This window comes from Pseudomonas sp. BF-B-15, from assembly GCF_019946675.1.
Taxonomy (GTDB): Bacteria; Pseudomonadota; Gammaproteobacteria; order Pseudomonadales; family Pseudomonadaceae; genus Aquipseudomonas; species Aquipseudomonas migulae.
Genome location: NZ_JAGYFZ010000085.1, coordinates 1 through 26,800 on the forward strand (window position 1 = coordinate 1; position 26,800 = coordinate 26,800).

Genomic DNA, 26,800 nt, shown 5'->3' on the forward strand with positions numbered 1-26,800 from the left:
CCACCACTCATCAGGCCGAGCGTTAGCTCGCCTTCAGCTTTTGATCTGAGCGCCCCCTCGAGAGGCCGAGCGCAGGTTCTGCGCAGTGGGCAACCCGGCATGGATGCCGGGTTAGCCGCCCCCGGCCATGGATGGCCGATGGCGGCGGGCCCACGGAGCAGGACCGGAGCGAGGGTATGCCGAGCCTTAGCGAGGCACCGAACGAAAGGGGCAAGAGCCCTTGGTTACTTGGGGCTCTTCCAAGTGACTCGCCGTAAGGGCGAAACCAATAGCCGCCATAACCCCAGAAACGGATATACACACCACATAGCAGACAAAAAAAACGGGAGTCCCCAAGGACTCCCGTCTTTCAAACTACCGCCAACCCATCACTTAGCCTGGTAAATGATCCCCGGGCTGCACTGAACCATCTGGTAATGATCCGGCAAACCGTTCAGCGCTTCGGACGCGCCAAGGAACAGATAACCGCCAGGCTTCAACGTGCTGTGGATGCGCAACAGGATGTCTTTCTTCACCTCGGCGGAGAAGTAGATCAGCACGTTGCGGCAGAACACGATGTCGAACTTGCCGAGGCTCGCGTAGCTGTCCAGCAGGTTGAACGAGCGGAACTCCACCCGACTCTTGATCGGCGCCTTGATGGCCCAGCGCCCCGGCCCTTTCGGGTCGAAATAACGCTGAAGACGCTCGGGCGACAACCCACGGCCGATGGCCAGGCTGTCGTACTCGCCAGTCTTGCAGTTGGTCAGCATGGAGCCGGACAGGTCAGTGGCAACGATCTGCACACCCATCTTCAACTGGCCCATGTTGACCCGCTCGAACTCGTCGATGGACATCGACAGCGAATACGGTTCCTGACCCGACGAACAGGCCGCCGACCAGATTCTCAAGCGTTGCCCCGGAGCCGCCTTGATCGCTTCGGGCAGTACCTTGTTCTTCAAGACTTCAAACGGATAGGTGTCACGAAACCACAGGGTTTCGTTGGTCGTCATGGCATCGACCACCAACTCGCGCAAACCGCTGCGCGGCTGGGTCTGGATGCGCTGAACCAGCTCACCCAGGGACTTGATGCCTTGCTGTTCCATCAGTTTGTTGAGACGGCTCGAGACCAGGTACTGCTTGTTTTCACCGAGCAAAATGCCACAGGCTTTTTCCAGGAAGACCCGGAACTGTTCGAAATCCAAATTACCCGTAGACAAAGATGCCGCCTCTTAAATCGTGTTAATCACCAGGGGCAAAAGGCCCCTAGCTGATGTCTGCTGCTTTGATCCGGTCAACTACCCGGGATGCCAGGTCATCAGGACGGAATTTGGCCAGGAAGTCATCGGCACCGACTTTCTTGACCATCGCCTGATTGAACACACCCGACAACGAAGTATGCAGGATGATATGAAGCTTTTGCATGCGAGGGTCGTTGCGGATCTCGGCCGTCAGGGTGTACCCGTCCATCTCCGGCATCTCGATGTCGGAGATCATCATCAGGAACTCTTCTTCCGGCTTCTTACCCTCGTCGGCCAGTTTGCGCAGGTAATCCAGCGCTTGCCGTCCGTCGTTCAACGCCACCACTTCGACACCGACCGTTTGCAGGCAGCGCGTGACCTGCTTGCGCGCCACCGACGAGTCATCGACCGTCAGCACCCGCAGCGACAACGCCTTGTGCTGGGTCTCGACATCGACCACGCCGACGGAAATCGCTTCCGGTGTCGGCGCCACTTCCGCCAGGATCTTCTCGACGTCGATGATTTCGACTAACTGATTGTCGACCCGAGTCACAGCCGTCAGGTAATGATCGCGTCCGGTGCCCTTGGGAGGCGGATGAATCTCCTCCCAGTTCATGTTGACGATGCGTTCCACCGAGCGCACCAGGAAACCCTGGGTCTTGGTGTTGTACTCCGTGATGATCACGAAAGGATTGCTTTGATCTTTAAGCGCTCCGGAACCGGTCGCCATTGCCAGATCAAGGATCGGAATGGTCGCCCCCCGGATATTTGCCACACCGCACACGACAGGACTGGACTTGGGCATCAGGGTCAGCTTGGGGCATTGCAGCACCTCGCGAACCTTGAACACGTTGATCCCGTACAGCTGCTGGCCGTCGAGACGGAACAACAACAGCTCCAGGCGATTCTGCCCTACCAGTTGCGTGCGCTGGTTTACCGAATCCATTACACCAGCCATGCCCAGACTCCTACACCAACGCTAAGTGTGTTGCGACGCACATTCATCACTAAACGGCACGGCGCTTGCTTTTTAACTTTTATGAACACAGAACCGACATTTTTCCGACGCCTGACATCACCTATCCGCAGATTGCTCTGTGCAGTGTCGGCCGTTTGCCTGTTCAACGCTGGCAGCCCTGCCTTTGCTGACGCAGTTACCTTGCCTGACATGCTTATCGGCGTCACCCAGGGCTTTCTTGAATTCACCGTAGAAGACTATCTGGCTACCAGTCAAACGGAAGGTCGCTACGAAATCCAGGTCAACCAGCTCGACCAGCGACTGCGCATGCCCATGTGCGACAAGGAATTGACAGCCAGCCTCGAGAGTCCGGCCAAGCCGCTGGGCCGGGTCACGGTCAAGGTTCGCTGCGAGGGGGCATCGCCCTGGACAGTCTTCGTACCCGCTCAAGTCCGCTTGTTTCGCGACGTTGTAACCGTCACCCGACCCCTGCGTCGCGCAGGGATTGTCGAGCCCGACGACGTGACGCTACGCGAGCGTGACATCAGCCTGATCGGCCAGGGCTACTTCACATCCGTAGACCAGGCGATCGGCCAGCGACTTACCCGACCAATGGTCACCGACCAGGTGATTACCCTGGTCCATCTCGAACAGGCGGAAGTCATTAGCAAAGGCGATCAGGTGGTGATTACCGCCCGCAGTGGTACGCTCAGCGTGCGAATGCCCGGCGAGGCCCTGTCCAACGGCGGCATGGCCGAGCAGATACGGGTGAAAAACCTCAATTCCAAACGGGTCATCAAGGCGCAGGTTACCGCGCCAGGTCAGGTGGAAGTGTCCATGTAGGATTCTCTGTTCGTGAAGATGTGGCGTTGCCCGAGGCTGTTCCCTAAACTGTGCCGCATGCAGGAGAAGTGCTGGCGCATGCGGGCCCATTTGATAAATGGGTCTAAAGTTTTCACAGGGAGAGCCGAAAACATGGCAAGCGTCCAAATACTCAGAGGTTTTTTACCATGGTCATCGATTTCAGCCGTTTGAACAGCTCCTCGCCACTTACGGGCAGTACACGTACCAGCGTTGCCAAGGAAACTGCCGATGCCGGCAAATCCGCGCCGCTGAATACCCCGGCCGAACAGGCCACTGCCATCAAAAGCGGGGAATCGGTACACCTCAGCAATGAGGCTCAACAGTTGCAACAGGTCACTGACAAGCTGCGCGATCAGCCTGCCGTCGACAACGCCCGTGTGGCCGAGTTGAAAGCAGCGATTGCCGATGGCAGCTATAAAGTCGACAGCAGCCGTGTAGCCAGCAAACTGCTCAACTTCGAAGCCCAGCGCTAGGCTACGGCCCGCGCCAGGCTTTTGGACGCTTAAAACCCAAGGCCAGCCATGCAAGACACTAATTTACTGCAACTGATCACCGACGACTTTGCTCCAGCGCAACACTTGCTTGAGTTACTGCAAACCGAGTCCCTCGCCTTGCACGGTCGGGACATGCCACTGCTCGAAGAGATTCTGGCGCAGAAACAGGCATTGATCATTCTGCTTGAACAGCATGGCCGCAAGCGCAGCGAAATCCTCGCCAGCCTCAACCTGCCGACCAATCGCAACGGCCTGGAGCAACTCGCCAGCCATTCGAGCATTGGCGAGCAGTTGCTGGCCCAGAGCGATGTGCTGACCGATCTATTGGCTCAATGCCAGGCGGCGAACGCCAATAATGGCCAGTCCATCCTGGTCCAGCAGGCCGCCACGGCCAATCAGCTGAAAATCCTGACCGGCGGTGAACCGCCAGCGCTTTATGACGCCCGCGGATCAACCGCCAAGCTTGCGAAGCCGCGCCCGCTCAGTCAGGCTTGAGCCCGCAAATGACCGCGCCCTATCAAGACTCGCAACATGCTGGCAATATACTGGCCAGCCGTAGTCATATTTTGTCTGGAGATTGATGAACCGTGTCCAATGCCTTAACCGCGGAAGATGCCCCGCAGCCACCCAAGGTGCTTACCACACCGTTGGAAATCTCCGGCAACCTGCGCCAACTGCAAGAAAGCCATGACCCGCTGATCATCACGTTCCATGAGCGCACCCAGCGCTTCCAGAGCTATCTGGTGGACGTGGACCGCGAGCGCGGCACCATCGCGCTCGACGAAATGATCCCGCGTGACGGTGAGCGCTTCATGCTGGCCGGCGAACCGTTCAAGGTCGAAGGCTTTCACGAAGGCGTGCGCATTGCCTGGGAAAGCAACGGTCAACTGACCATCGACGAGTCCGGTGACAGCCGCTGCTATCGTGGCCCGCTGCCGAATGAAGTGGTTTATCACCAGCGCCGCAATGCCTTCCGCGCAGCCTTGAAGCTGGCCCAACTGGTCAACGTCGATCTGGACGGTGAAAAACTCAAGGCGCCGATCAGCGGCAAGCTGTTGGACATCTCCGCCACCGGCTGCAAGTTGCGCTTTGAAGGCGACATCACCGGCAGCCTGCAATTGGGCCAGGTCTACGACCGCTTCGCCGCCGCCCTGCCCTTTGGCAAAATGACGGCACCGGTCGAACTGCGTTACCTGCACTTCGAAGAAAGAATCTCCACCACCTTCGCCGGCATCCGCTTTCATAACATGAGCGGCCTGGTGCAGCGTCAGGTCGAGCGTTTCGTCTACCAGCTTCAGCGCGAAGCACGACGTTTCGACAAAGACGACCTGTAATTCAAGCACCCATAAAAAACGGGCAGTCCCTCGCGGTGACTGCCCGTTTTTTTATGCCCCGATTTAAGGCCTGGCCTCGGTGAAGCTTTGCTCGCGGCCCGCGTCAGGGTCCTCCGGAGGTGGAGTGGTGGGTGTCTCGGCCTCCGACTCAGGAGCCGGATCAGGATTGGCCGGGCTCTGCATCTGGTCCTGCACCACTTGCTCATCAACCCGTGGATCAAGGCAAGCCACCAGCGGCGAACTCGACATGCTGTCCGGCATGGCGACGTGATGCAGCGGCGCGTCGTCCACCTGATGCAGGTTGGTCACCGCTTTCGGACGGATCCGCCACACCAGCACCAACGCAAAGAAACTGAAGAAGGCGTAGAGCATCTGACTGCCGAACATCTTCATCAGTACCCCGGCGACCAATGGCCCGATACTCGCGCCGACACCGTAGGTCACCAGCAACATCGCCGTCAGTGACACCCGCCGATCAGCCTCGACGTGGTCATTGGAAAACGCGACCGCCAGCGGGTACAGGCAAAATTTCACCAGCGAGCAGATAAAACCGGTGATGAACAACACCTCCAGCGGCACCTGCTTCATGATCGCCAGCGGCAACGCGGCGAGGGCCAGTACCAGTGCAAAACAGCGAATCAACAGTGCCCGGTCATAACGGTCGGACAACCAGCCCAACGGCCACTGCACCAACAGGCCGGCAAAAATGCAGCTACCCATGAACAGACCGACCTGCTCCGTGGACAACCCTTGCTGCGAGGCATACAGCGGCGCCAGACCGTAGAACGAGCCGATGATCAGCCCCGCCCCCAGCACCGTACTCAACGACTGCGGCACGCGCTTGATAAAGAAGCGCGGCTCCATCGGCGCCGGATGCAGCGGCGCCGGGTGAATCCGCCGTGTCAGGGCCACCGGCACCAGGCACAGGGCAAAGCACAGGGCGACCAGCATCAGCAGCTCCAGACCGAGGCCCGGGTGCATGACCAGAATCAGCTGCCCCAGCACCAGGCCAAGATAAGAAGCGATCATGTAACCGCTGAACACCGTGCCGCGCTGCGAGGCTTCGGCCTGCTCATTGAGCCAGCTTTCGATGACCATGTACTGGCACATCATGCCGAGACCGACGATGACCCGCAGGAATATCCACGCCGGCAGCCAGTCCACCAGACCATGGCCCAGCACCGCCGCGCCGACAATCCCGGCGCAGGCCGAATAAGCCCGGATATGCCCGACCCGGGCAATCAACCGGTGACCGATCTTGCCCCCCAGCACGAGGCCGAAATAGTTGGCCGCCATCAACGCACCGACCCACAGGCTGTCGACATGGTCGGCCGCCAGGCGCAAGCCCAGGTAAGTACTCAGCAAGCCGGAGCCGATCAACATCATCAGCGAGGCGAAATACAGCGCTCGAAAGGGTTTCCAGATTTGGCGCATCGGCGTTCCGAGCGGCTCCTTGCGGTAAGAAACGGGCTATCCGAAAGATAGCCCGAAGACGAAGGTTCGTCAGGCCTGGGCGGCTAAAACACGGCGCTCCCAGGGCGTAATTTCATCAAAGAAGCTGGTCAACTCCATGGTCTTCGAAGCGACGTAGCCTTCGATGAACTCCTTGCCGAACAGTTCCTTCGCCAATTGGCTACGTTTCAGACGCTCGAGCGCGGCATGCAAGGTACACGGCAACGAAAGATTATCCGGCACCTCGAATTCGCCCTGGATCGCTTCACTCGGCTCCAACCTGTTTTCAATGCCATACAACCCTGCCGCCAGGCTCGCTGCAATCGCCAGATACGGGTTGGCATCAGCCCCCGGCAGACGATTTTCCACCCGACGCGCCACCGGCGAGCTGGCCGGGATGCGCAAACCGGCCGCCCGATTGTCGTGGGACCAGCAGGCATTATTCGGTGATGCGAACGGATGGCACAAGCGCTGATAGGAGTTCACGTTCGGTGCAAATAATGCCGTGAAATCCGCCATGCCGGCCTGCTGGCCACCGATGAAGTGACGGAAGGTCGCCGTCGGCTCGCCAGCCTCGTCGCTGAAGACGTTACGCCCGGTGGCGATCTCGACGACGCTCTGGTGAATATGCATCGAACTGCCCGGCGTGTGCGCCAGTGGCTTGGCCATGCAGACCACCGTCAGCCCATGCTTGAGTGCCACTTCTTTAAGCAGATGCTTGAACAGCAATGTCTGGTCGGCCAGCAACAAGGGATCGCCGTGCAACAGGTTGATCTCGAACTGACTGACGCCCATCTCGTGCATGAACGTATCGCGCGGCAAACCGAGGGCCGCCATGCACTCATAGACTTCACTGAAAAACGGCCGCAAGCCGTTATTGGAACTGACACTGAACGCCGAATGACCGTCCTCGCGCCGCCCGTCCAGGCCTACCGGCGGCTGGAACGGTTGCGTCGGGTCGGTGTTGGGTGCGAAGACGAAAAACTCAAGCTCAGTGGCCACCACTGGCGCCAGCCCAAGGGCGGCGTAACGCGCGATAACTGCTTTGAGTTGACCGCGAGTCGACAGAGGGGAGCTTTCGCCGGTCAGTTCGTCCGCATCGCAAATGGCCAAGGCACGCGGCTGTTTGCTCCAGGGCAAGCGGTGGATTTGCGCAGGGTCGGGCACCAACGCCAAGTCGCCGTCATCGCTGCCGTAAAAACGCGCTGGCGGATATCCGCCCATGATGCATTGCAGCAGCACACCCCGCGCCATCTGCAAACGCCGCCCCTCGTGAAAGCCTTCGGCCGTCATGACCTTGCCACGAGGCACGCCGTTCAAATCCGGCGTAACACATTCAATCTCATCAATGCCCGTCAATCGCTGCGCGAGTGAGCGCTGGCCACCGGTTGTCATGACGCAATCCTTTGTAGTTGTGCAAGCCGCGAACGGCGACCGTACAAAATAGGCTCCGCGTGTTCGGAATATCAAGCAGCGACGTACAAATACACCCTCACGGATCACGCTCGCTCCTACAGGGGGATGCGGTGTTTTCAGGGGAGATAGAGGCTGAACACTCCACCGCCCAACGGGCCGCCGTTGCTGATTTCTGTGCGCCCACCGATGCCGTTGCGCTGATGCAACGCGGCAATCCGTCCGGCGAAATACAGGCCCAGGCCGGTGCTGCCGCTGCTGTGGTTGATGCCCTGCACGTAATCGGCCTGGCGCTCGATCATCTCGGCCGGATACCCCTCACCATCGTCGTTGATGGTCAACACCAGTTGCCCGGCCTCGTCGCTCACCGTGATCAACAATGCGTGACGGGCGTAACGGATGGCGTTGTTGATGCTGTTGGCCAGCACCGACGCAATCAGCTCACGGTCGAAAAAACCCAACGGGCTCAGCGGGTCCACTTCATAGGTCGCCATGATGCCGCGACTGGCGAACACGTCCTGATGGCAGGCCAGTTGCGCTTCGATGAAGTCATCCAGTTCGTGGTAAGCCGGCTGCAACGGCATCTGGTTGACGCCGAGTTTGTACAGCCCCAACAACTGCACCAGCATGCCGTTGAGGTGGGCGAACTCGAACTCGATCACACCCTGCTCCGGGGTGTGCCGCTCCGGGTCGGGCAAGCGCGCCAGCCATTGGCTGTGTGCCTGCATCAGCATCGCCAGAGAGTTCTTCATGTCGTGCACGGTGGAAGCAATCACCGTGGAGAAATCCAGTGCCGGGTTGTCTTGGTTCATCCGCTGAACGCCTTGATTTTCAGTTTCTGATAACGCGCATATCGCGCATCGGTGTCGGGCATCAGGCCGACCGTTTTCAGGCAGGCGCGACATTCTTCAAGCTCCGCCGATGGCGCGCTGGTGTCGGTGCCATGCAGCAGCGATTGCGCCATGTTCAACGCAATACTGATGTTCTTCGGTTGCAACGCCAGGGCTTTGCGGAACACCGCCCGCGCCTCCACCAGGTTGCCGGTCTTGTACACCCGCACGCCTTGACGGTTGAGTTCCGCCGCATCGTTGCCGGAGTTGAGGATGCTCGGGTCGTCGGTCAGCTTGGCGATACCCTGCATCACCGTCGGATCGTCACCGTAGATTTCTGCGCAGTTTTTCAGCATCGACTTACCGGCGTCAGCCTGCCCAAGCATTTGCAGCTGCTTGGCCACCAGCAGCGCGGCTTCGGCACTCATGAATTGCTCCATACCATCGAGGCGCAACATCGCTTGCTCAGTGAGCTTTTCTGCGGTTTCGGCGTCGTTGAGCAACAGGCTGGTGGCCTTCATCAGCCGCGCACGAATCTGCAGGCCCGGGTCGGAAGGGTTTTCCTTGGCCACGGCACTCAGCGTGGTGTTGATTTCCAGCCGGGTCCGGGTGTCCAGGCCCTTTTCGCTGCCCTTGCTGATCAACGCATGGGCGAGGCCGAGGTTGCTTTCGGCGTCCTTGAAACGTGACTGGGCACCTTGGCTGACGGCCTGACGGTAAGCTTTGGACGCGGTATCGAAATCTTCGTTGGTCATCGCCAGCTTACCCAGCAGCGCTTGCCGGCGTACGGCCAGTGGCGACAAACGAATCGCCTCCTCCAACACCTGTTGCGCAGCCTTGGTGTCGCCCTCGGCGACCAGCACATCGGCCATGCCGTCATAGAGCGCAGGCATCATCGGGAACACTTTCAACGCTTTTTCGTAGACGCCCTTGGCCTGGCTGACCTGACCCCGCTTGAACAGCAACTGGCCCAGCCCGGCAAACGCCCACGGCAAAGGCCGGTCGGCAATGATGCTGTCGTAGAGTCGCTCCAGCGCTTCGTTCTGATTCAAGTCGCGCAAGGCATCGGCGCGGTAGCGCAAACACAGCGGCGAGTAGCGGATGTCCTGCTTGCACAAGGCGATGCAGGCATTGAGCACTTCAACCGGTTTACCGCGATCGAGCGCCTGCAGGATCGGCTTGAGCAAGGTCTTGCGCTGCTCCAGACGCTCCAGGCGCTGGGCCAGGCCGGAACGGTTGAAGGGTTTGGTCAGGTAAGCATCGGGCTCGTGTTCCAGGGCGCTGAGCACCATCGCCTGGCTGGTCTCGGCGGTGACCATGACAAACACGGATTCGTGGCTGATCAGCTTCTCGACCATCAGGTCTTCGAGAACCTGCTGACCGTTCTTCTTGCCATCGCCGAGGTGGAAATCCTGGAGGATGAAATCGTAGGACTTCTGCGAACACATGCGCAGCGCCTGCTCGCCGGTGTCGGCGGTGTCCACGTCCTTGACGCCCAGCTCACGCAGCATGGACCTGACGGAACTGCGGAAATCCGAGAAATCATCGACGATCAAAAAACGCTTTTGGTGATACGACAGCATCGAAGATTTCCAGGCAATTTTAAGAAGAAGATCATGACTGTCCGGGTTATCGGCCAGCAGGGCCATTCACTTGAAGAATTGGAATGCATTTGCGCCGCTGGAGTCCAAATTTAAAAGGGCCGCGAATGCGGGCTAAATATTTGAAGGCGTTATTGAAAAACGGGATTATCCTGATTTATTGCAACGCGTCTGCTCCCCCTCTTTCAGACCCAGACGCTCCCGTCGTCGGCACAGGCATAAGTTATGACCACCACCCCCAATCGCTCAGTGAACTCCAATGAGCGAAAGACCCTGATCCCCAGTACCCTGGATTTTCCGGTGGTGGGAATTGGCGCGTCGGCAGGTGGGCTGCAAGCCATCAAGCTGTTCTTCGAAAACATGCCGCAGGACAACGGCATGGCGTTCGTGATCATTCTTCACCTCTCCCCCGATCACCAGAGCATTGCCGACAGGATCGTCCAGGAATCGACCGCGATGCCGGTTCTGCAAGTCACTGAAAGGGTGTCCATCGAGAAAAACCATGTGTACGTCATTTCACCGGCACAACGCCTGTCGATGAACGATGGTTTTCTTGAGGTCAGCACCAGCGATACCCGGGAATCCCGGCACGCCTCGATCGATCTGTTCTTCCGCGACCTGGCCGATGTCCATCGGGAACGAGCGTTCTGCCTGGTGCTGTCGGGCACCGGCTCTGACGGTGCCGTCGGTCTTTCGCGCATCAAGGAACAGGGCGGCGTCACACTGGCGCAGGCACCGGAAGATGCCGAGTTCGACGGCATGCCCCGCGCCGCCATCGATACCCGCATGGTTGACCTGGTTCTGCCGGTCGTTGAAATGCCGCAAAAACTGCTGGAGCTGTGGCGTAACTCTCAGGAAATCAGCTTGCCCATTGCCAACGACCCCGAACCGCAGACCATTGTCGCCATCTCCGAACGCGAAGCGCTGGTCGCGGAGCAAATGCTGCACGACATTCTGGTCCAGCTGCGTACCGGCACCGGCCATGATTTCAAACACTACAAACGCGCCACCGTGTTGCGCCGGATCGAACGGCGGATGCAGGTCACGTCTCAACCGGATCTGGCGTCCTATTTCCATTACCTGCAAAACAATCCCGAAGAAACCAAGGCCCTGCTCGGCGACATGCTGATCGGCGTGACCAACTTCTTCCGCGATCGCGAGGCCTTCGAAGCGCTGGAGCGCGATGTCCTGCCGCAACTGGTCAGTGCCGCCGTGTCGGCGCAGCCAGAGAAAGAAGAAATTCGCGTCTGGTCTGCGGGTTGTTCCACCGGCGAAGAAGCCTACAGCCTGGCGATGTTGCTCAGCGATCAGTTGCAACTGGACGCCAGTGCGGCATCGCTGCAACTGTTTGCCACTGACATTGACGAGCGCGCCATCAGCGTCGGCCGGGCCGGGCTGTACCCGCAAGCCATCGTCACCGACGTGCCGCCAACACGACTGCGGCATTACTTCCTCAAGGAAGATGACCATTACCGGATTCGCAAGGAAATCCGCGAAAAAGTCCTGTTCGCCAAACACAGCCTGCTGTCCGATCCGCCGTTCTCGCAGATCGACCTGATCGTGTGCCGCAACCTGCTGATCTATCTCGATCGCGAAGTGCAGCGCGAAATCCTGCAAATGTTCCACTTTGCCCTGCGCCCCGGCGGGTTCCTGTTTCTCGGCTCCTCCGAGAGCGCGGACGCGTGCCACGAACTGTTCGCCCCAGTGGACAAACGCAACCGGATCTTCCGCGCCAAAACCGGTACGGCCAACAGCCGTCGCACGCCGACCATGCCGCGTGGAGGCTACGTGCGGACCAACATTTCCCAGCAACCGACGCACAGCGGCGTACAACGCAAAACCTCTTTCGCCGACATCCATCAACGCGCCCTCGAACAGTCCGCGCCACCGAGCGTGATCGTCGACGCCAACGCCGACATTCTGCACATGAGTGAAAGTGCCGGGCGTTTCCTGCGGCACGTCGGTGGTGAGATGTCGCGCAATTTACTGACGTTGATCCTTCCAGAGCTGCGCCTGGAACTGCGCACCACGTTGTTCCAGGTTCAGCAGAGCAGCCTGTCGGTCAAATCCCGCGAGGTGTCGATCAAGCGTGATGAGCGGCGTTATCTGATTGATCTGGTCGCTCATCCCTACAAGGATGAAGGCTCGGACAGTGAGTACGTGCTGGTGATTTTCGAGGAGGTCGAAGTCGATCCTTCAGAACTGGCGGCAACCACCGTGCTGCAGAACGAAAACCAGGTGCTGTCCAACCTCGAACGCGAACTGCAACGCACCAAGCTGCATTTGCAGGACACCATCGAACAATCGGAGGTCTCCAGCGAAGAGCTCAAGGCCTCCAACGAAGAAATGCAGGCGATCAACGAAGAACTGCGCTCGGCCACCGAAGAGCTGGAGACCAGTAAAGAAGAGCTGCAATCCATCAACGAAGAGTTGCTGACGGTCAATTTCGAGCTGAAAACCAAGGTCGAAGAAACCGACAAGATCAACGACTACCTGACCAACCTGATTGCCTCCACCGACATCGCCACGGTGTTTGTCGACCGCAGCATGCGCATCAAGTGGTTCACCCCGCGTGCCACCGACATTTTCAGCATGCTGCCGGTGGACACCGGGCGCTCCCTGCTCGACATCACCCATCGCCTGCATTACGACAACCTGGCCGGTGATGCGGCGCTGGTGTTCGAATCGCTGAACATGATCGAGCGTGAAGTCAGCAGCACCGACAACCGCTGGTACATCGCCCGCCTGCTGCCCTACCGCTCCAGCGAAGACCACATCGACGGCACCGTGCTGACCTTCATCGACATCACCAAGCGCCGGGCGGCCGAAGAAGAGCTGCGCCTGGGCGAGGAGCGCATGCGCCTGGTCGCTGAAAGCACCCGCGACTACGCGATCATCACGCTCGATGAACAAGGGGTGATCACCACTTGGAACAAAGGCGCGGAGTTGATCTTCGGCTACAGCAAGGCCGAGGCCGAAGGCGCCTACTATGACTTCATTTTCTCTGCCGAGGACCGCGCGGCGGGCGTGCCGGAAAACGAGCTGCTGACGGTGCGCAACCACGGCCGCAGCGACGATGAACGCTGGCATTTGCGCAAGGATGGCAGCCGCTTCTTTTGCAGCGGCGAAGTGACTCTGCTCAGCGGCGATAACCTGCAGGGCTACGTGAAAATTGCCCGTGACCTGACCGGCCATAAACGCCAGCACGAAGAACAGAGCCAGGAACTGGCCGAGACTCGTAACACCAACAACCTCAAGGACGAGTTCTTTGCGGTCATGTCCCACGAGCTCAAGCACCCGCTGAACCTGATCCAGCTCAACGCAGAATTGCTGCGGCGCTTGCCGGTGACCAAGTCGCTGGCACCGGCGGCCAGGGCGGTGAACACCATCTGCGACGCGGTCACCAGCCAGGCGCGGATCATCGACGATCTGCTGGATGTCGCCCGGGTCCGCACCGGCAAGCTCAAGCTGCAAACGGTCGCCGTCGACCTCGCCAGTGTGCTGCGCGATGTCCACACTGTCGTGCTCAATGACCAGCATGACGTCACCGTCGAACTGCTGGTGCCGTCCGATGCATTGATGGTCCAGGCCGACCCGACACGGCTGGAACAAATCATCTGGAACCTGGTGAACAATGCACTGAAATTCACCCCGACCAAGGGGCGTGTGCAATTGATCGCCAGCCAGGCCGGGGACATGGCGCGGCTCGACATCAAGGACAATGGCGTCGGCATTGCCCCGGAAAACCTCGATCACGTGTTCGACCTGTTCGGCCAGGCTGAAAAACAACATGCCACCCATAACCGTGAAGGGCTCGGGATTGGTTTGTCGCTGGTCCGTCAGTTGACCGAGGCGCAACGCGGTGCAGTCGAGGTGAGTTCTGCCGGTGTAGGCACAGGCTGCACGTTCACCGTCTATCTGCCATTGGCCAAAACCGCCGGCGAAGCGCAAGCCGCTGCCCAGACCGAAGAGAGCTGCGGCAGACTGAGCGGACTGACGATTCTGTTGGTGGACGATTCCGCGGACGTGCTGGAAACCCTGAAAATGCTGCTGGAGATGGAAGATGCGCAAGTAATTGCCTTTGACCGCCCGGTGGCGGCGCTGGACGCGGCAAAAAGCACCCGATTCGACCTGATCATTTCCGACCTCGGCATGCCGGTCATGAATGGCCACGAGTTGATGAGCGCACTGCGTGAGTTGCCGCTCGCGAAGGATGTACCGGCCATCGCCCTGACCGGCTACGGGGCGCACAGCGACATTCAGAAATCGCGACAGTCGGGCTTTGACCAGCATGTTGGCAAACCGGTGTCCTACGATGACCTGATCCAGACCATCGAGACGCTGCGCAACCAGCGCTGAAGCGCGCTCAGTTCAGATAGTCGCGCTGCACGCAGGCGCGCCGATCGATCGCCTGCCTGAGCCGCTCCTTGTGATCGGCCCAGACCATAGGGTCAACCTTGGTGGAGCGCATCAAGACGAGCATGGCCTCCTTGGCGTCCAGGTACTCTGACCAGGCATCGGCAGACCTGAGCTTCAAGCGTTCACGCTCGGTCATCTCCATCCGGCGCAACGCGACGACCGACTCATCGGTAATCACCGGACTCAACGTCAGTTGCACCCGGTGCGGCGCGACGAACTCCTGAGTGTCCGCCACAATCTCCCTCGCCCGCTGGGTACCCCACTTCAATGCGGCACAATAATGCTCACCATCCTTGAGGTCATGATGCTCCTCGCGAATCGGCCAGCCATCAGCGCCGTAGACACCTACAAAAATCTGGGTAACCCCTTCAACACTGATCCGCGCATGCACCTCGATTTGCATGCCGCTGCCCAGCACTTCTTCGTGGGTGTGCAGAGGCAATCGCGTGTTGGTCCACAACCAGAATTGGGCGCCCCTGCGTCGCATCGATTTCGCTCCCTGTGTGGTCCTTGGAGTAAGGCACAGCAATGAGCGTCTTTCAAATGTTGGTCGTCAGGTGATCCCACACGAAAAAGCCCCGCCGGATACGAGATCCTGGCGGGGCTTTTTTGACAGCCACAGGGCTGGAAATTGATGGTGTCCCAGGGCAGGTTCGAACTGCCAACCTTCCCCTTAGGAGGGGGATGCTCTATCCAATTGAGCTACTGAGACACAAGTCGCCCGCGAGAAATGCGATGCGATGGACGGCGTGCATGTTAACGGGCGGGTCTGATTTTGTCATGTCGTCCGTAGGCTTTTTAAGTGTAGGCAGACGCCCCTCTACAGCACGGGATTTGTTAACCGTGCAAATTGCATCACCGCAAAAAGCCATCATTGCAAATTGCAATGAGACCACCTTGCATGATTATCTTAATTCTTTGTTTTTAAAGGATTTAATAGCCGTTAGACTCTTGGCACGTCGGCTGCTTCAGCTGTTCTCAAAGAACAACGGAGGTCAGCCCTCATGAACCGCGCCCTTTTACTCTCGAACGCGATCGCTCTGGCGATTTTTTTGGGCTTTCATTTTGCCCCGCAGAGCGGTGCCGAGCCGGTTGCCCAACGAATGCCTCATTACCTCCAGGTACAGAAGGCACCTCAATTGGCGGTGTTGGGTAATCAGCAGGGTTTTGTCGGTCAAGAAGTGAGCCAGGAAAATATCCTGCTGCCAGCGCAGTCTTCAGAACGCCTGGCATTTTGAACAACCCATCAGGAGCACAGCATGTCCAAATCAGCCGCAGGATTTTTCGTCCTCGCCCTGCTCAGCGGCATTCTTCATTTATCACTGGTAGAGGACGCAATCATCACCCTGCCGTTGATTGCCTGCGGCATTTTCAGTGCGTTGTTCGTACTGGCGCTGGTCGCTGGCCGCAAGATCAAGTTTGATCCGGTGTTGCGCTGACTTGTAGCAGCTTCAACAGGCCGGCCACTGTGTCCGATAGTTCGCCTGAATTGTCGAGTCGGTGGATTAGCGTCTCACCGACTGAGGCGTCAGCCGTGAACAGTTCATTTCTGCGCAATCTCGCCTCAATCTCCGCCAGACTTTCACGCCCCCGCCGCAGCAAGCGCTCTCGCAGCACATCCTCCTTGACCGTCAACAGAATCGGCACCAGCGCCGGATAGCGGCGTAGCGCCTGGGCCAAGTGCCCGCGGGAGCCGTTGATCAGGACATCCCTGCCCTCCTTGAGCCATTGATCGATCACGACGGGAATACCGTAATCCAGGCCATTGGCATGCCAGCACAGCGCAAAGTCACCCTTTTCTTTGCGGCGCGCGAACTCTTCACGGGAAACACCGATGGCATCCTCGCCCACGGATTCAGCTGAACGCGTAATGACCCGACGCACCACTTCGCAGTTGATTGCCTGCAAAGGCTCGCGAGCAGCCTCGATGAGACTGTCCTTGCCGGATCCGGAAGGCCCCATCAGGTAAATCAGTCTGCCATCCATCCTGAATTAGCCCCCCATGTCGTGGTTGCCACTAGTAAATCGGCCAATTGCCACTATTCTGTACGAAGTAAGGAATCGTGATCGAAATCCGCACAGCATGCACCTTCAGGCGTCCCAGGACATCTGCTGTCGTGCAATAGGACGCGGTCAGCGATACGGACATGGGTAGTCTTTTCAAACCAGTCCGCATTTCTGATAATTGGTGCTGGCATAACGCCTTTATCCAGTTCAATATTTGTCACAGAATTGACGCCAATGATCTGGCTTCTTTGAGGCATGATGCGAGCCTCTATCAATTCAGGTTGAACATTTGGCCAGAGTCCTTGTCCTATCAGACATCGCGCGGCCAATCCCGAGAACCGCTCCCCTGAACTAACCGGTTAAATATATGCGCCCATTGAAACAGGCAATTTATTCCAGCCGTACGGCTGACAAGTTCGTCGTACGTCTGCCAGACGGAATGCGTGAACGCATTGCCGAGGTGGCTCGCAATCATCATCGCAGCATGAACTCCGAAATCATTGCGCGCCTTGAGCAGAGTCTCATTCAGGAAGGCGCACTGGGTGAAGAGTTGAGCATGCGACTGGACAGCCCGGAGCTGTCACTGCACGAACGCGAACTGCTGCAGCGCTTCCGCCAACTCTCCCACCGTCAGCAGAACGCACTCGTTTCGCTGATTGCCCACGACGCCGAAATGGCCGCAGACGCCTCCTGATTCATCCGAACACTCAAGCCAGCTTAATCGCTGGCTTTTTTTTGCCTGAAATTCAGCCACAAAAAAACCCGCCGATTGGCGGGTTAATTGATCTTGTAGGAGCCAGGCTTGCCGGCGAAGGCGGCCCTGAGATCGCCTTCGCCGGCAAGCCTGGCTCCTACGAGCTGATTCGCGGGTTGCAGGCAGATGGCAATCAAAGCAGGAAGATGGTCGCCAGCCCGAGGAAGATGAAGAAACCACCACTGTCGGTCATGGCCGTAATCATCACGCTGGCGCCCATCGCCGGATCGCGCCCCATCTTCGCCAGGGTCATGGGGATCAACACCCCCATCAACGCCGCGAGCAACAGGTTAAGCGTCATGGCGGCGGTCATCACCACGCCGAGGGACCAACTGCCGTAAAGCAGGTAGGCCACCGCACCAATCACCCCACCCCAGACCAAACCGTTGATCAAACCGACGGCCAGCTCCTTGCGCATCAGACGCGAGGTATTGCCGGTACTCACCTGGTCCAGCGCCATGGCGCGAACGATCATGGTGATGGTCTGGTTACCCGAGTTGCCACCGATGCCCGCCACGATCGGCATCAATGCCGCGAGCGCCACCAGCTTCTCGATCGAACCTTCGAACAATCCGATCACGCGAGAGGCAATAAAGGCGGTAATCAGGTTGATTGCCAGCCAGGCCCAGCGGTTGCGCAGGGATTTCCAGACTGACGCGAAAATATCTTCCTCTTCACGCAGACCCGCCATGTTGAGAACTTCGTTTTCGCTCTCTTCACGAATCAGGTCGACCATTTCATCGATGGTCAGACGGCCGATCAGCTTGCCGTTCTTGTCGACCACCGGGGCCGAGATCAAGTCGTAACGTTCGAACGCTTGTGCAGCATCGTAGGCGTCTTCGTCCGGGTGAAAACTCACCGGGTCGCTAGCCATCACTTCCGAAACCTGTTTTTCCGGGTCGTTGACCAGCAAACGCTTGATCGGCAGCACGCCCTTGAGCACGCCGTCGTAATCGACCACGAACAGTTTGTCGGTGTGACCCGGTAGCTCCTTGAGCCGACGCAGGTAGCGCAAAACCACCTCGAGACTGACGTCCTCACGGATCGTCACCATCTCGAAGTCCATCAACGCACCGACCTGCTCCTCGTCATAGGACAATGCGGAGCGAACGCGCTCACGCTGTTGACCGTCGAGGGTTTCCATCAGCTCGTGGACGACGTCTCGCGGCAGCTCGGAGGCCAGGTCAGCCAGTTCGTCGGCATCCATGTCCTTGGCCGCCGCCAGGAGCTCGTGATCGTCCATGTCGGCGATCAGGGTTTCACGTACCGAGTCGGACACTTCGAGCAGGATGTCGCCGTCGCGGTCAGCCTTGACCAATTGCCAGAGCGTCAGACGATCGTCCAGCGGCAAGGCTTCAAGGATGTAGGCAACGTCGGCGGAGTGCAGGTCATCGAGCTTGCGTTGCAGCTCGACGAGGTTTTGCCGGTGAACCAGGTTTTCAACCCGGTCGTGATGCGGACCTTCCTGGCGATGAGTCAGGTCTTCGACCACCCGCTGACGCTGCAACAGCTCAATCACTTGAGCGAGGCGGTCCTGCAGGCTTTCTTGCGTTTTCTTTACTTCAACTTCGGACATAGGCGAACTCCACTCCCAGCAGCGGGGCACGCCGGAAGGATCAATCAGTCAATTCATGATTGGAAAAGCGGTTTACTGAATTACTACTGGGTAAGTCCATGGAGGTATTCCACAAGCCCCGGCGGGGCTGACGGGCGCAATGATACACCGCCCAACGGTTTTAAATGTTAAAAAATCGCGGCTGAAACAAGCGCTTGCGAGACAAACCTGAGCGCCGTCCTGATCCGTGAAAATGCGACGACTCATTCTGAAAAGAAAACACACCAGCGCTGAAAAATGTAGCGGCTACCCTTGAGTCAGACCGTCATGGAGGACGTTTGATGCCATTGAATGCCTGTTATTTTCTGCTGATCGCCCTGCTCTGCCTGCCGCCCGTGGCACTTGCCTCAACCGTTCACCGCTGCGAGGCAGCAAACGGCCGCATCACCTTCACCACGCTGAGTTGTACGACCGGGGAAAGCCTTTCGCTCCAGGAAGTGCGCACGTTTACCCCCGGCAGCACGGTGTCGCTGATGCCGGAAGCGGACTTTCGTGAAACATCACGTATGAATATCAAAAGGAGGGAGCCAACGGTCGTCGGCCAGACAGAAGACAACTGTGGAAACCAGATCGATGCCAGGGAACGCAGGGAAGCAATCATCAATCAACGGATTGTCGCCGGCATGACCCGGCAAGACGTCGAAAGCGCCCTCGGCAAGCCAGACAAGATCAGTATTCGCAATTCAGCCACGAACTACCGATACGACACCAAGCGAGGTCGTAGCGCACACGTCGAATTCGATGAGAGAGGTTGTACCAGAGGAAAAGCCAAATCCCAGACGGCAAAAAGCCCGCGTTAAACGCGGGCTTTTTGTTGTTTGGTGCACTCGACAGGATTCGAACCTGTGACCGCTCGGTTCGTAGCCGAGTACTCTATCCAGCTGAGCTACGAGTGCAATTTGTGTTTTTAGACCAGATCACAACTGGTTGAAACAGAGTAGCTCACATCACTGCAAACAACTCTTAAATGGTGCACTCGACAGGATTCGAACCTGTGACCGCTCGGTTCGTAGCCGAGTACTCTATCCAGCTGAGCTACGAGTGCATTTGTTGCCGCGCATTATAGGCCGTCGAATCTTTTTGTAAAGCGCTTTTTTCTAGTAATTTCAACAACTTACCGAAGAAGCCAGATTACAACGTACTACGCAAATAATGGCGGAGAACGGGGGATTCGAACCCCCGACACCCTTTTGAGGTGTACTCCCTTAGCAGGGGAGCGCCTTCGGCCACTCGGCCAGCTCTCCGCAACACGGGGCGTATATTAACCAGCTTCTTCCCCGTTTGCAAACATAAAAAACGATAAAAATTAATGGCTTGGTTCTTCGTCCTTCTCTTTCTTTATACGCAGGTAAATTTCCTCACGGTGGACCGCAACCTCTTTCGGGGCGTTGACACCGATACGCACTTGATTTCCTTTAACGCCGAGCACGGTCACGGTGATTTCTCCATCACCAATAATCAGGCTTTCTGCGCACCGACGAGTCAGAATCAGCATACCTTTCTCCTCACGCATTTCATTTCAGGGACAACAGTCTGCAAAAAAAAGGCACTCGACCTACAACCTGAAAGATCGCAGCCCTACATGCCTGAGTATTGACCAGCGCGGGCAAAAGAACAGCTTCGGGCCGCACCATTCAAAAAAACAAAAGGGCGCGGTCAGACCGCGCCCTTCGGCAAACGCATCACTCGCCCGTTCGGGCCGGCGCGTCCAGTTCGAAAGCCGTGTGCAGGGCGCGCACAGCCAGTTCCAGGTACTTCTCTTCGATCACCACGGAAACCTTGATTTCCGAAGTCGAGATCATCTGGATGTTGATGCTTTCTTTCGCCAGGGATTCGAACATACGGCTGGCCACACCTGCGTGGGAGCGCATGCCGACACCGACGATCGAGACCTTGGCGATCTTGATGTCGCCAACGACTTCACGGGCACCGATCTCGCGAGCGGTGTTTTCCAGCACGGTTTGCGCGGCCTGGAAGTCGTTGCGGTGTACCGTGAAGGTGAAGTCGGTGGTGTTATCGTGCGCAACGTTCTGCACGATCATGTCGACTTCGATGTTCGCGGCGCTGATCGGGCCGAGAATCTTGAATGCAACGCCCGGGGTGTCTGGCACGCCACGGATGGTCAGCTTGGCTTCATCGCGGTTGAAAGCGATGCCGGAAATGATCGGCTGTTCCATGGTTTCCTCTTCATCAATAGTAATGAGGGTGCCCGGACCCTCCTTGAAGCTGTGCAGTACGCGCAGCGGAACGTTGTACTTGCCGGCGAATTCCACCGCACGGATCTGCAACACCTTGGAACCGAGGCTGGCCATTTCCAGCATCTCTTCGAAGGTAATCTTGTCCAGGCGCTGGGCCACGGACACCACACGCGGGTCGGTGGTGTAGACGCCGTCGACGTCGGTGTAGATCTGGCATTCGTCAGCCTTCAAGGCTGCCGCCAGCGCCACGCCGGTGGTGTCGGAACCGCCACGACCGAGGGTGGTGATGTTGCCGTGCTCGTCGACGCCCTGGAAACCGGCGACAACCACCACACGACCTGCTTTCAGATCACCGCGAATCTTCTGGTCATCAATCTGCAAGATACGCGCTTTATTGTGCGCGCTATCCGTCAGAATCCGTACCTGGTTGCCGGTGTAGGACACCGCTGGCACGCCGCGCTTGATCAGCGCCATGGCCAACAGGGCAATCGTCACCTGCTCACCGGTGGAGACGATCACATCCAGCTCACGCGGAACCGGTTGACCGTCGCCACTGATTTGCTTGGCCAGATCGATCAGACGGTTGGTTTCGCCGCTCATTGCAGACAGCACAACCACCAGGTCATCGCCGGCATCGCGGAATTTCTTAACCTTGTCGGCGACCTGCTCGATTCTCTCGACAGTGCCGACCGAGGTGCCTCCAAATTTCTGTACGATCAAAGCCATTTCAAAGCCGCCTCTGCCCATGAAGGGCGCCCAAATAATCACTCAAACAGCGTTCCGGCCCACCACTAGACTGTGGGCCGGACACACTGCCTTATAAACCCTGCTCTACAAATGGAACAGTCAGGGCCAATGCCGCATCCAGTGCGCCAGCGTCAGTACCACCGCCCTGCGCCATGTCTGGACGACCACCGCCCTTCCCGCCCACTGCCGCAGCGGCTTGCTTCATCAAATCACCGGCTTTGAGTTGGCCAGTCAGGTCTTTGGTTACGCCTGCAACCAGAACGACCTTTTCCTCATGGACACTGCCGAGCAGGATCACTGCGCGGCCGAGTTTGTTTTTCAGTTGATCGACCAGCGCCAGCAGCGCCTTGCCGTCCTGACCGTCCAGACGCACGGCCAGTACTTTCACGCCTTTGACGTCCAGGGCGGAAGCCGACAGATCGTCGCCCGCCGCGCTGGCAGCCTTGGCCTGCAACTGCTCGAGTTGCTTCTCCAGCAGACGGTTGCGCTCCAGCACAGCCGACAGCTTGTCGATCAGGTTGTCGCGGCTGCCCTTGACCAGGTTGGCCGCTTCCTTGAGTTGTTCTTCGGCAGCGTTCAAGTATGCCAGTGCCGCAGCGCCGGTGACCGCTTCGATACGACGCACACCGGAAGCCACACCGCCTTCGCTGATGATTTTCAGCAGGCCGATGTCGCCGGTACGGTTGGCGTGGATCCCGCCGCACAGCTCGACGGAGAAATCGCCGCCCATGCTCAGTACGCGCACGTTGTCGCCGTACTTCTCGCCAAACAGCGCCATGGCGCCTTTTTGCTTGGCGGTTTCGATATCGGTTTCTTCGGTTTCAACAGCCGTGTTCTTGCGAATCTCGGCGTTGACGATGTCTTCCAGCGCCTTCAGTTGCTCAGGCTTGATGGCTTCGAAGTGGCTGAAGTCAAAGCGCAGGCGCTGACTGTCGACCAACGAACCTTTCTGCTGAACGTGATCGCCCAGCACCTGACGCAATGCCGCGTGCAGCAAGTGAGTGGCCGAGTGGTTCAGCGAAGTCGCGTGGCGCACGTCGGCTTCGACGTGGGTCTCGACCGGCGAACCGATAGTCAGGCTGCCCAATGCCTGCACACCGTGGTGCAGGAACGCGCCACCGGTCTTGGTGGTGTCGCGCACGTCGAAACGGCCGATGTTCGATTGCAGGTAGCCGCAGTCGCCAACCTGACCGCCGGATTCAGCGTAGAACGGGGTCTGATCGAGAACGATCACGCCCTCTTCGCCTTCACTCAAGACGTCGACGGACTTGCCTTCTTTATAGATAGCGACAATTTTCGCCGAACCACTGGTGGCCTTGTAGCCGGTGAATTCGGTGGCCACGTCAACCTTGACCAGCGTGTTGTAGTCCAGACCGAACGAACTGGCGGAACGGGCACGGACGCGCTGGGCTTCCATTTCGCGTTCGAAGCCGGCTTCGTCGACGGTCAGGTTGCGCTCGCGGGCGATGTCCGCGGTCAGGTCCATCGGGAAACCGTAGGTGTCGTAGAGTTTGAACACCACGTCGCCCGGCACCACGGTGCCTTTGAGTTCCAGCAGATCCTGCTCGAGAATCTTCAGGCCGTGCTCCAGGGTCTTGGAGAACTGCTCTTCTTCAGCCTTGAGCACGCGCTCGATGTTGGATTGTTGCTTCTGCAGTTCCGGGAAGGCTTCGCCCATCTCGGCAACCAGCGCCGCGACGATCTTGTAGAAGAAGCTGCCGGTCGCGCCCAGCTTGTTACCGTGACGGCACGCACGACGAATGATCCGGCGCAGCACGTAGCCACGACCTTCGTTGGACGGCAGAACGCCATCGGCAATCAGGAAACCGCACGAACGGATGTGGTCGGACACAACCTTCAGCGAAGACTGATCGTCATTGGTGCAGCCAATGGCCTTGGCCGATGCGCTCAGCAGGTTCTTGAACAGGTCGATTTCATAGTTGGAATGAACGTGCTGCATCACCGCACTGATCCGCTCCAGGCCCATGCCGGTGTCGACCGACGGTGCTGGCAGCGGATGCAACACGCCATCGGCGGTGCGGTTGAACTGCATGAACACGTTGTTCCAGATCTCGATGTAACGGTCGCCGTCTTCTTCCGGCGAACCCGGTGGGCCGCCCCAGATGTCGGCGCCGTGATCGTAGAAAATCTCGGTGCAAGGACCGCACGGGCCGGTATCGCCCATGGTCCAGAAGTTGTCGGAGGCGTAAGGCGCGCCTTTGTTGTCGCCGATGCGGATCATGCGCTCGACCGGCACACCGATCTGCTGGGTCCAGATGTCATAGGCTTCGTCATCCGAGGCGTAGACCGTTACCCAGAGTTTTTCCTTGGGCAGCTTCAGGACGCCGGTCAGGAAGGTCCAGGCGTAGGTGATTGCGTCGTGCTTGAAATAGTCACCGAAGCTGAAGTTACCCAGCATTTCGAAGAAGGTGTGGTGACGAGCGGTATAACCGACGTTTTCCAGGTCACTGTTCTTGCCACCGGCACGCACGCATTTCTGGCTGCTGGTCGCACGGGTGTACGCACGTTTTTCCTGGCCCAGGAAACAGTCCTTGAACTGGTTCATCCCCGCGTTAGTGAACAGCAGGGTTGGGTCGTTGCCCGGAATCAAAGAGCTGGAGGCTACACGAGTGTGGCCTTGCTCTTCGAAGAAGCGAAGGAAGGCTTCACGGATTTCTGCGCTTTTCATTAGGTTCTTCCACGGAGGCTGCGGCCAAAGGCCTGTGCGAAACGTCAACAGACGAAGCGACGGCAAAGGGCCGCATTATATCGGCCCAGCGCGCGGGGTACAGCGTGTTTATACGATAGAAACGGTCAATTGGACGGCTAACGCTGTCAGTTGCGCGAAAACTCGACGAATGTCGCGATGACTTGCTCGATTTGCGCGCGGCTCACGTCCATGTGCGTGACCATTCTAAGACGACCGGCGGCGCTGAGTTTGATCCCGCGCTCAGCGGCAAACGCCTTGATCGCCTCGGCCTTGTCGCCCATCTGCACATAAACCATGTTGGTCTGCACCGGTTCGACTTCGTAACCGGCTTTTCGCAGTCCGTCCGCGAGGAATTGCGCGTTGGCATGATCGTCCGCCAGACGCTGAACGTTGTTGTCCAGAGCGTACAACCCCGCCGCCGCCAGAATCCCGGCCTGACGCATGCCGCCGCCGACCATCTTGCGCAGACGGCGCGCCTTGCCGATCAACTCGACCGAGCCGCACAACACCGAACCGATCGGCGCGCCCAGCCCCTTGGACAGGCAGACTGACACCGAATCGAAATGCTGGGTGATTTCCCGGGCATCGACACCCAGTTTGACCGCCGCGTTGTACAGGCGAGCGCCGTCGAGGTGCAGTTGCAACCCGTGTTCGCGAGTGAAACTGCGCGCCCGGGCCAGATACTCCAGCGGCAGCACCTTGCCCTGCATGGTGTTTTCCAGCGCCAGCAAGCGGGTGCGGGCGAAATGGAAGTCGTCCGGTTTGATCGCGGCGGCCACCTGAGCCAGGTCCAGCGAGCCGTCGGCCTGCACTTCCAGCGGTTGCGGCTGGATCGAACCGAGCACCGCCGCGCCGCCACCTTCGTACTTATACGTGTGCGCCTGTTGGCCAACGATGTATTCGTCACCGCGCTCGCAGTGCGCCATCAGGCCCAGCAGGTTGCTCATGGTGCCGGTCGGCACGAACAGCGCCGCGGCAAAGCCCAGGCGTTTCGCCAACTCGGCTTCCAGACGATTGACCGTCGGATCTTCACCGTAGACGTCGTCACCGGTGGCCGCGTTGGCCATCGCGTCGAGCATCCCTGGAGTCGGCTGAGTGACGGTGTCGCTGCGAAGATCGATAACGCTCATGAATCTGGCCTCGGTAAGCAGGGGAAAATCCCTTTCGGAATGGAATTACTGCGGTCATGTCGACGAATAATCAACCCTTGGGCGAGGAAAAGACGCAGCAAGTGAGCGAAAAAGTCGATAGCAATCATCAGATAGCAGCAATGCACGGCTGAGAAATATGTGTTAAAAACGCTGCGCCGCCAGACAATCTGTCGGCAAAACGTTCTCAGGGCGGGGTGCAACTCCCCACCGGCGGTAATTGCGCGCAATGCGCATAGCCCGCGAGCGCTTGGCGACAGGCACGGCTTCGGCGGTGTTTGACGGCAAGGTCAGCAGACCCGGTGTGATCCCGGGGCCGACGGTCATAGTCCGGATGAAGAGAGAACGGGATTGGCGCCGCCTAGGCTCGATACCAAAGCGCCGTCCGCGGGCATTCGTGCCTGCGTACCCTTAAATCCCATTCGATTCATATGCCCTGTTTTATACATAAACAGGAGTCAGAACATGCAACCCACCGCAATCGACAGCAAAAGCAAACACCATCAGGGCGAGCGCGTTGCGTTCATCCAGGCCTGCTGGCACAAGGAAATCGTCGATCAGAGCCGTAAGGGCTTCGTCGCAGAAATGATTGCCCAGGGTTATCAGGAATCCGACATCGACTTCTTCGAAGTCGGCGGCGCCTTTGAAATGCCCCTGCACGCCAAGTTGCTGGCCAAGACCGGCCGTTATGCCGGTATTGTCGCGGCTGCCCTGGTGGTGGACGGCGGGATCTACCGTCACGAATTCGTCGCCCAGTCTGTGGTCAGCGGCTTGATGCAGGTTCAATTGGAAACCGAAGTGCCGGTGTTCTCGGTGTCCCTGACCCCGCACCACTTCCATGCCGGCGAAGAGCATCAGAAGTTCTTCTTCGAGCATTTCGTGCACAAAGGCCAGGAAGCGGCGAAGACGTGTGCGGATACGCTGAGCAAGATTCGGGCGTTGCGTCGTACTGAGCCACGCGCAGTAGCCGTCTAAACACCGCTCCCCCTGTAGGAGCGAGGCTTGCCCGCGAAAGCGATTTAACATTCAACATCATCGC

The 26,800-nt window shown here is 58.5% G+C and carries 23 protein-coding genes, 4 tRNA genes and 1 riboswitch; of the genes, 10 read left to right on the top strand and 17 right to left on the bottom strand.

Translation table 11 applies throughout. The annotated features are described in order from the left end of the window. Positions 1 to 368: 368 nt before the first annotated feature. Both cheR and KGA97_RS22645 read right to left on the bottom strand, forming a co-directional pair. Positions 369 to 1,196, bottom strand: coding sequence for a protein-glutamate O-methyltransferase CheR (cheR, locus tag KGA97_RS22640; protein WP_008033047.1), 828 nt, complete (start codon positions 1,194 to 1,196; stop codon positions 369 to 371). Between the two features lie 46 nt (positions 1,197 to 1,242). Beyond that, the gene (locus tag KGA97_RS22645; RefSeq protein ID WP_008033048.1) at positions 1,243 to 2,175 is read right to left on the bottom strand and encodes a chemotaxis protein CheV; all 933 of its coding nucleotides are present in this window, start codon (positions 2,173 to 2,175) and stop codon (positions 1,243 to 1,245) included. Positions 2,176 to 2,256: 81 nt separating this feature from the next. On the opposite strand from KGA97_RS22645, the gene flgA reads away from it, so the two are divergent. From flgA to KGA97_RS22665, 4 genes are all read left to right on the top strand, one after another. Further along, the gene (gene flgA, locus KGA97_RS22650; protein WP_207285399.1) at positions 2,257 to 3,018 is read left to right on the top strand and encodes a flagellar basal body P-ring formation chaperone FlgA; all 762 of its coding nucleotides are present in this window, start codon (positions 2,257 to 2,259) and stop codon (positions 3,016 to 3,018) included. A gap of 167 nt (positions 3,019 to 3,185) precedes the next feature. After that, on the top strand, positions 3,186 to 3,512 hold the full coding sequence (flgM, locus tag KGA97_RS22655) for a flagellar biosynthesis anti-sigma factor FlgM (protein ID WP_008033053.1): 327 nt from the start codon (positions 3,186 to 3,188) through the stop codon (positions 3,510 to 3,512). A 48-nt stretch (positions 3,513 to 3,560) separates the two neighbouring features. Further along, a complete protein-coding gene (locus tag KGA97_RS22660; protein WP_008038443.1) occupies positions 3,561 to 4,028 on the top strand; it encodes a flagella synthesis protein FlgN in 468 nt (155 codons plus the stop codon). A 92-nt stretch (positions 4,029 to 4,120) separates the two neighbouring features. Continuing rightward, the gene (locus KGA97_RS22665; protein ID WP_207285400.1) at positions 4,121 to 4,867 is read left to right on the top strand and encodes a flagellar brake protein; all 747 of its coding nucleotides are present in this window, start codon (positions 4,121 to 4,123) and stop codon (positions 4,865 to 4,867) included. Between the two features lie 63 nt (positions 4,868 to 4,930). On the opposite strand, the gene KGA97_RS22670 is transcribed toward KGA97_RS22665, so the two are convergent. From KGA97_RS22670 to KGA97_RS22685, 4 genes are all read right to left on the bottom strand, one after another. Continuing rightward, positions 4,931 to 6,301: an MFS transporter gene (locus tag KGA97_RS22670; protein WP_223436521.1), complete on the bottom strand. Its 1,371-nt coding sequence runs from the start codon at positions 6,299 to 6,301 to the stop codon at positions 4,931 to 4,933. Between the two features lie 69 nt (positions 6,302 to 6,370). After that, positions 6,371 to 7,612: a glutamine synthetase family protein gene (locus KGA97_RS22675; RefSeq protein WP_223481545.1), complete on the bottom strand. Its 1,242-nt coding sequence runs from the start codon at positions 7,610 to 7,612 to the stop codon at positions 6,371 to 6,373. 239 nt (positions 7,613 to 7,851) lie between these two features. After that, the gene (locus tag KGA97_RS22680; protein WP_008038447.1) at positions 7,852 to 8,544 is read right to left on the bottom strand and encodes a sensor histidine kinase; all 693 of its coding nucleotides are present in this window, start codon (positions 8,542 to 8,544) and stop codon (positions 7,852 to 7,854) included. Continuing rightward, positions 8,541 to 10,145, bottom strand: coding sequence for a tetratricopeptide repeat-containing response regulator (locus KGA97_RS22685; RefSeq protein ID WP_207285402.1), 1,605 nt, complete (start codon positions 10,143 to 10,145; stop codon positions 8,541 to 8,543). The genes KGA97_RS22680 and KGA97_RS22685 overlap by 4 nt, the downstream gene beginning before the upstream one ends. Positions 10,146 to 10,388: 243 nt before the next feature. Between KGA97_RS22685 and KGA97_RS22690 the strand changes: the two genes are divergently transcribed. Further along, positions 10,389 to 14,522 carry a CheR family methyltransferase gene (locus KGA97_RS22690; RefSeq protein ID WP_223481538.1) on the top strand — a complete coding sequence of 1,378 codons (4,134 nt, stop codon included), beginning with the start codon at positions 10,389 to 10,391 and terminating at the stop codon, positions 14,520 to 14,522. A 7-nt stretch (positions 14,523 to 14,529) separates the two neighbouring features. Here the strand turns inward: KGA97_RS22690 and KGA97_RS22695 are convergent, their stop codons facing one another. Then, a complete protein-coding gene (locus KGA97_RS22695; RefSeq protein ID WP_223481539.1) occupies positions 14,530 to 15,069 on the bottom strand; it encodes a hypothetical protein in 540 nt (179 codons plus the stop codon). A gap of 148 nt (positions 15,070 to 15,217) precedes the next feature. After that, positions 15,218 to 15,294 (bottom strand) — tRNA-Arg (locus KGA97_RS22700). Between the two features lie 292 nt (positions 15,295 to 15,586). On the opposite strand from KGA97_RS22700, the gene KGA97_RS22705 reads away from it, so the two are divergent. Together KGA97_RS22705 and KGA97_RS22710 are read left to right on the top strand one after the other, a co-directional pair. After that, the gene (locus KGA97_RS22705; protein ID WP_223481540.1) at positions 15,587 to 15,820 is read left to right on the top strand and encodes a hypothetical protein; all 234 of its coding nucleotides are present in this window, start codon (positions 15,587 to 15,589) and stop codon (positions 15,818 to 15,820) included. Between the two features lie 21 nt (positions 15,821 to 15,841). Beyond that, entirely contained in the window at positions 15,842 to 16,021 is a 180-nt protein-coding gene (locus tag KGA97_RS22710; protein ID WP_223481541.1) for a PA3371 family protein, read from the top strand. Here the strand turns inward: KGA97_RS22710 and phnN are convergent. Further along, positions 15,996 to 16,568 (bottom strand): phosphonate metabolism protein/1,5-bisphosphokinase (PRPP-forming) PhnN, encoded by a 573-nt coding sequence (gene phnN / locus KGA97_RS22715; RefSeq protein ID WP_223481542.1) that lies wholly within the window; start codon positions 16,566 to 16,568, stop codon positions 15,996 to 15,998. The two genes, KGA97_RS22710 and phnN, sit on opposite strands and share 26 nt — an antisense overlap. A gap of 388 nt (positions 16,569 to 16,956) precedes the next feature. Between phnN and KGA97_RS22720 the strand changes: the two genes are divergently transcribed. Continuing rightward, positions 16,957 to 17,283, top strand: coding sequence for an Arc family DNA-binding protein (locus KGA97_RS22720; protein ID WP_003178899.1), 327 nt, complete (start codon positions 16,957 to 16,959; stop codon positions 17,281 to 17,283). A 193-nt stretch (positions 17,284 to 17,476) separates the two neighbouring features. Here KGA97_RS22720 and mgtE read toward each other — a convergent pair whose 3' ends face one another. Next, positions 17,477 to 18,919 carry a magnesium transporter gene (gene mgtE / locus KGA97_RS22725; RefSeq protein ID WP_008033095.1) on the bottom strand — a complete coding sequence of 481 codons (1,443 nt, stop codon included), beginning with the start codon at positions 18,917 to 18,919 and terminating at the stop codon, positions 17,477 to 17,479. A gap of 320 nt (positions 18,920 to 19,239) precedes the next feature. Here mgtE and KGA97_RS22730 point away from each other — a divergent pair, with 320 nt between their 5' ends. Next, positions 19,240 to 19,758 carry an outer membrane protein assembly factor BamE gene (locus KGA97_RS22730; protein ID WP_223481543.1) on the top strand — a complete coding sequence of 173 codons (519 nt, stop codon included), beginning with the start codon at positions 19,240 to 19,242 and terminating at the stop codon, positions 19,756 to 19,758. A gap of 19 nt (positions 19,759 to 19,777) precedes the next feature. Here the strand turns inward: KGA97_RS22730 and KGA97_RS22735 are convergent. From KGA97_RS22735 to ltaE, 7 genes are all read right to left on the bottom strand, one after another. Continuing rightward, positions 19,778 to 19,854: transfer RNA gene (locus KGA97_RS22735), tRNA-Arg, on the bottom strand. Positions 19,855 to 19,926: 72 nt separating this feature from the next. Then, a tRNA-Arg gene (locus KGA97_RS22740) sits at positions 19,927 to 20,003 on the bottom strand. A 108-nt stretch (positions 20,004 to 20,111) separates the two neighbouring features. Next, positions 20,112 to 20,202: transfer RNA gene (locus KGA97_RS22745), tRNA-Ser, on the bottom strand. A 62-nt stretch (positions 20,203 to 20,264) separates the two neighbouring features. After that, positions 20,265 to 20,453 carry a carbon storage regulator CsrA gene (gene csrA, locus KGA97_RS22750; RefSeq protein WP_002554426.1) on the bottom strand — a complete coding sequence of 63 codons (189 nt, stop codon included), beginning with the start codon at positions 20,451 to 20,453 and terminating at the stop codon, positions 20,265 to 20,267. Positions 20,454 to 20,640: 187 nt separating this feature from the next. Further along, complete coding sequence (locus KGA97_RS22755) at positions 20,641 to 21,882, bottom strand: aspartate kinase (RefSeq protein ID WP_008033100.1); 1,242 nt, start codon at positions 21,880 to 21,882, stop codon at positions 20,641 to 20,643. A 91-nt stretch (positions 21,883 to 21,973) separates the two neighbouring features. Beyond that, positions 21,974 to 24,592 (bottom strand): alanine--tRNA ligase, encoded by a 2,619-nt coding sequence (alaS, locus tag KGA97_RS22760; RefSeq protein WP_223481544.1) that lies wholly within the window; start codon positions 24,590 to 24,592, stop codon positions 21,974 to 21,976. A gap of 146 nt (positions 24,593 to 24,738) precedes the next feature. Next, positions 24,739 to 25,743 carry a low-specificity L-threonine aldolase gene (ltaE, locus tag KGA97_RS22765; RefSeq protein ID WP_008038459.1) on the bottom strand — a complete coding sequence of 335 codons (1,005 nt, stop codon included), beginning with the start codon at positions 25,741 to 25,743 and terminating at the stop codon, positions 24,739 to 24,741. A 197-nt stretch (positions 25,744 to 25,940) separates the two neighbouring features. Beyond that, positions 25,941 to 26,112, top strand: a riboswitch (FMN riboswitch). A gap of 114 nt (positions 26,113 to 26,226) precedes the next feature. Here ltaE and KGA97_RS22770 point away from each other — a divergent pair. Continuing rightward, positions 26,227 to 26,736: a 6,7-dimethyl-8-ribityllumazine synthase gene (locus KGA97_RS22770; protein WP_008033105.1), complete on the top strand. Its 510-nt coding sequence runs from the start codon at positions 26,227 to 26,229 to the stop codon at positions 26,734 to 26,736. Positions 26,737 to 26,800 lie beyond the last annotated feature (64 nt).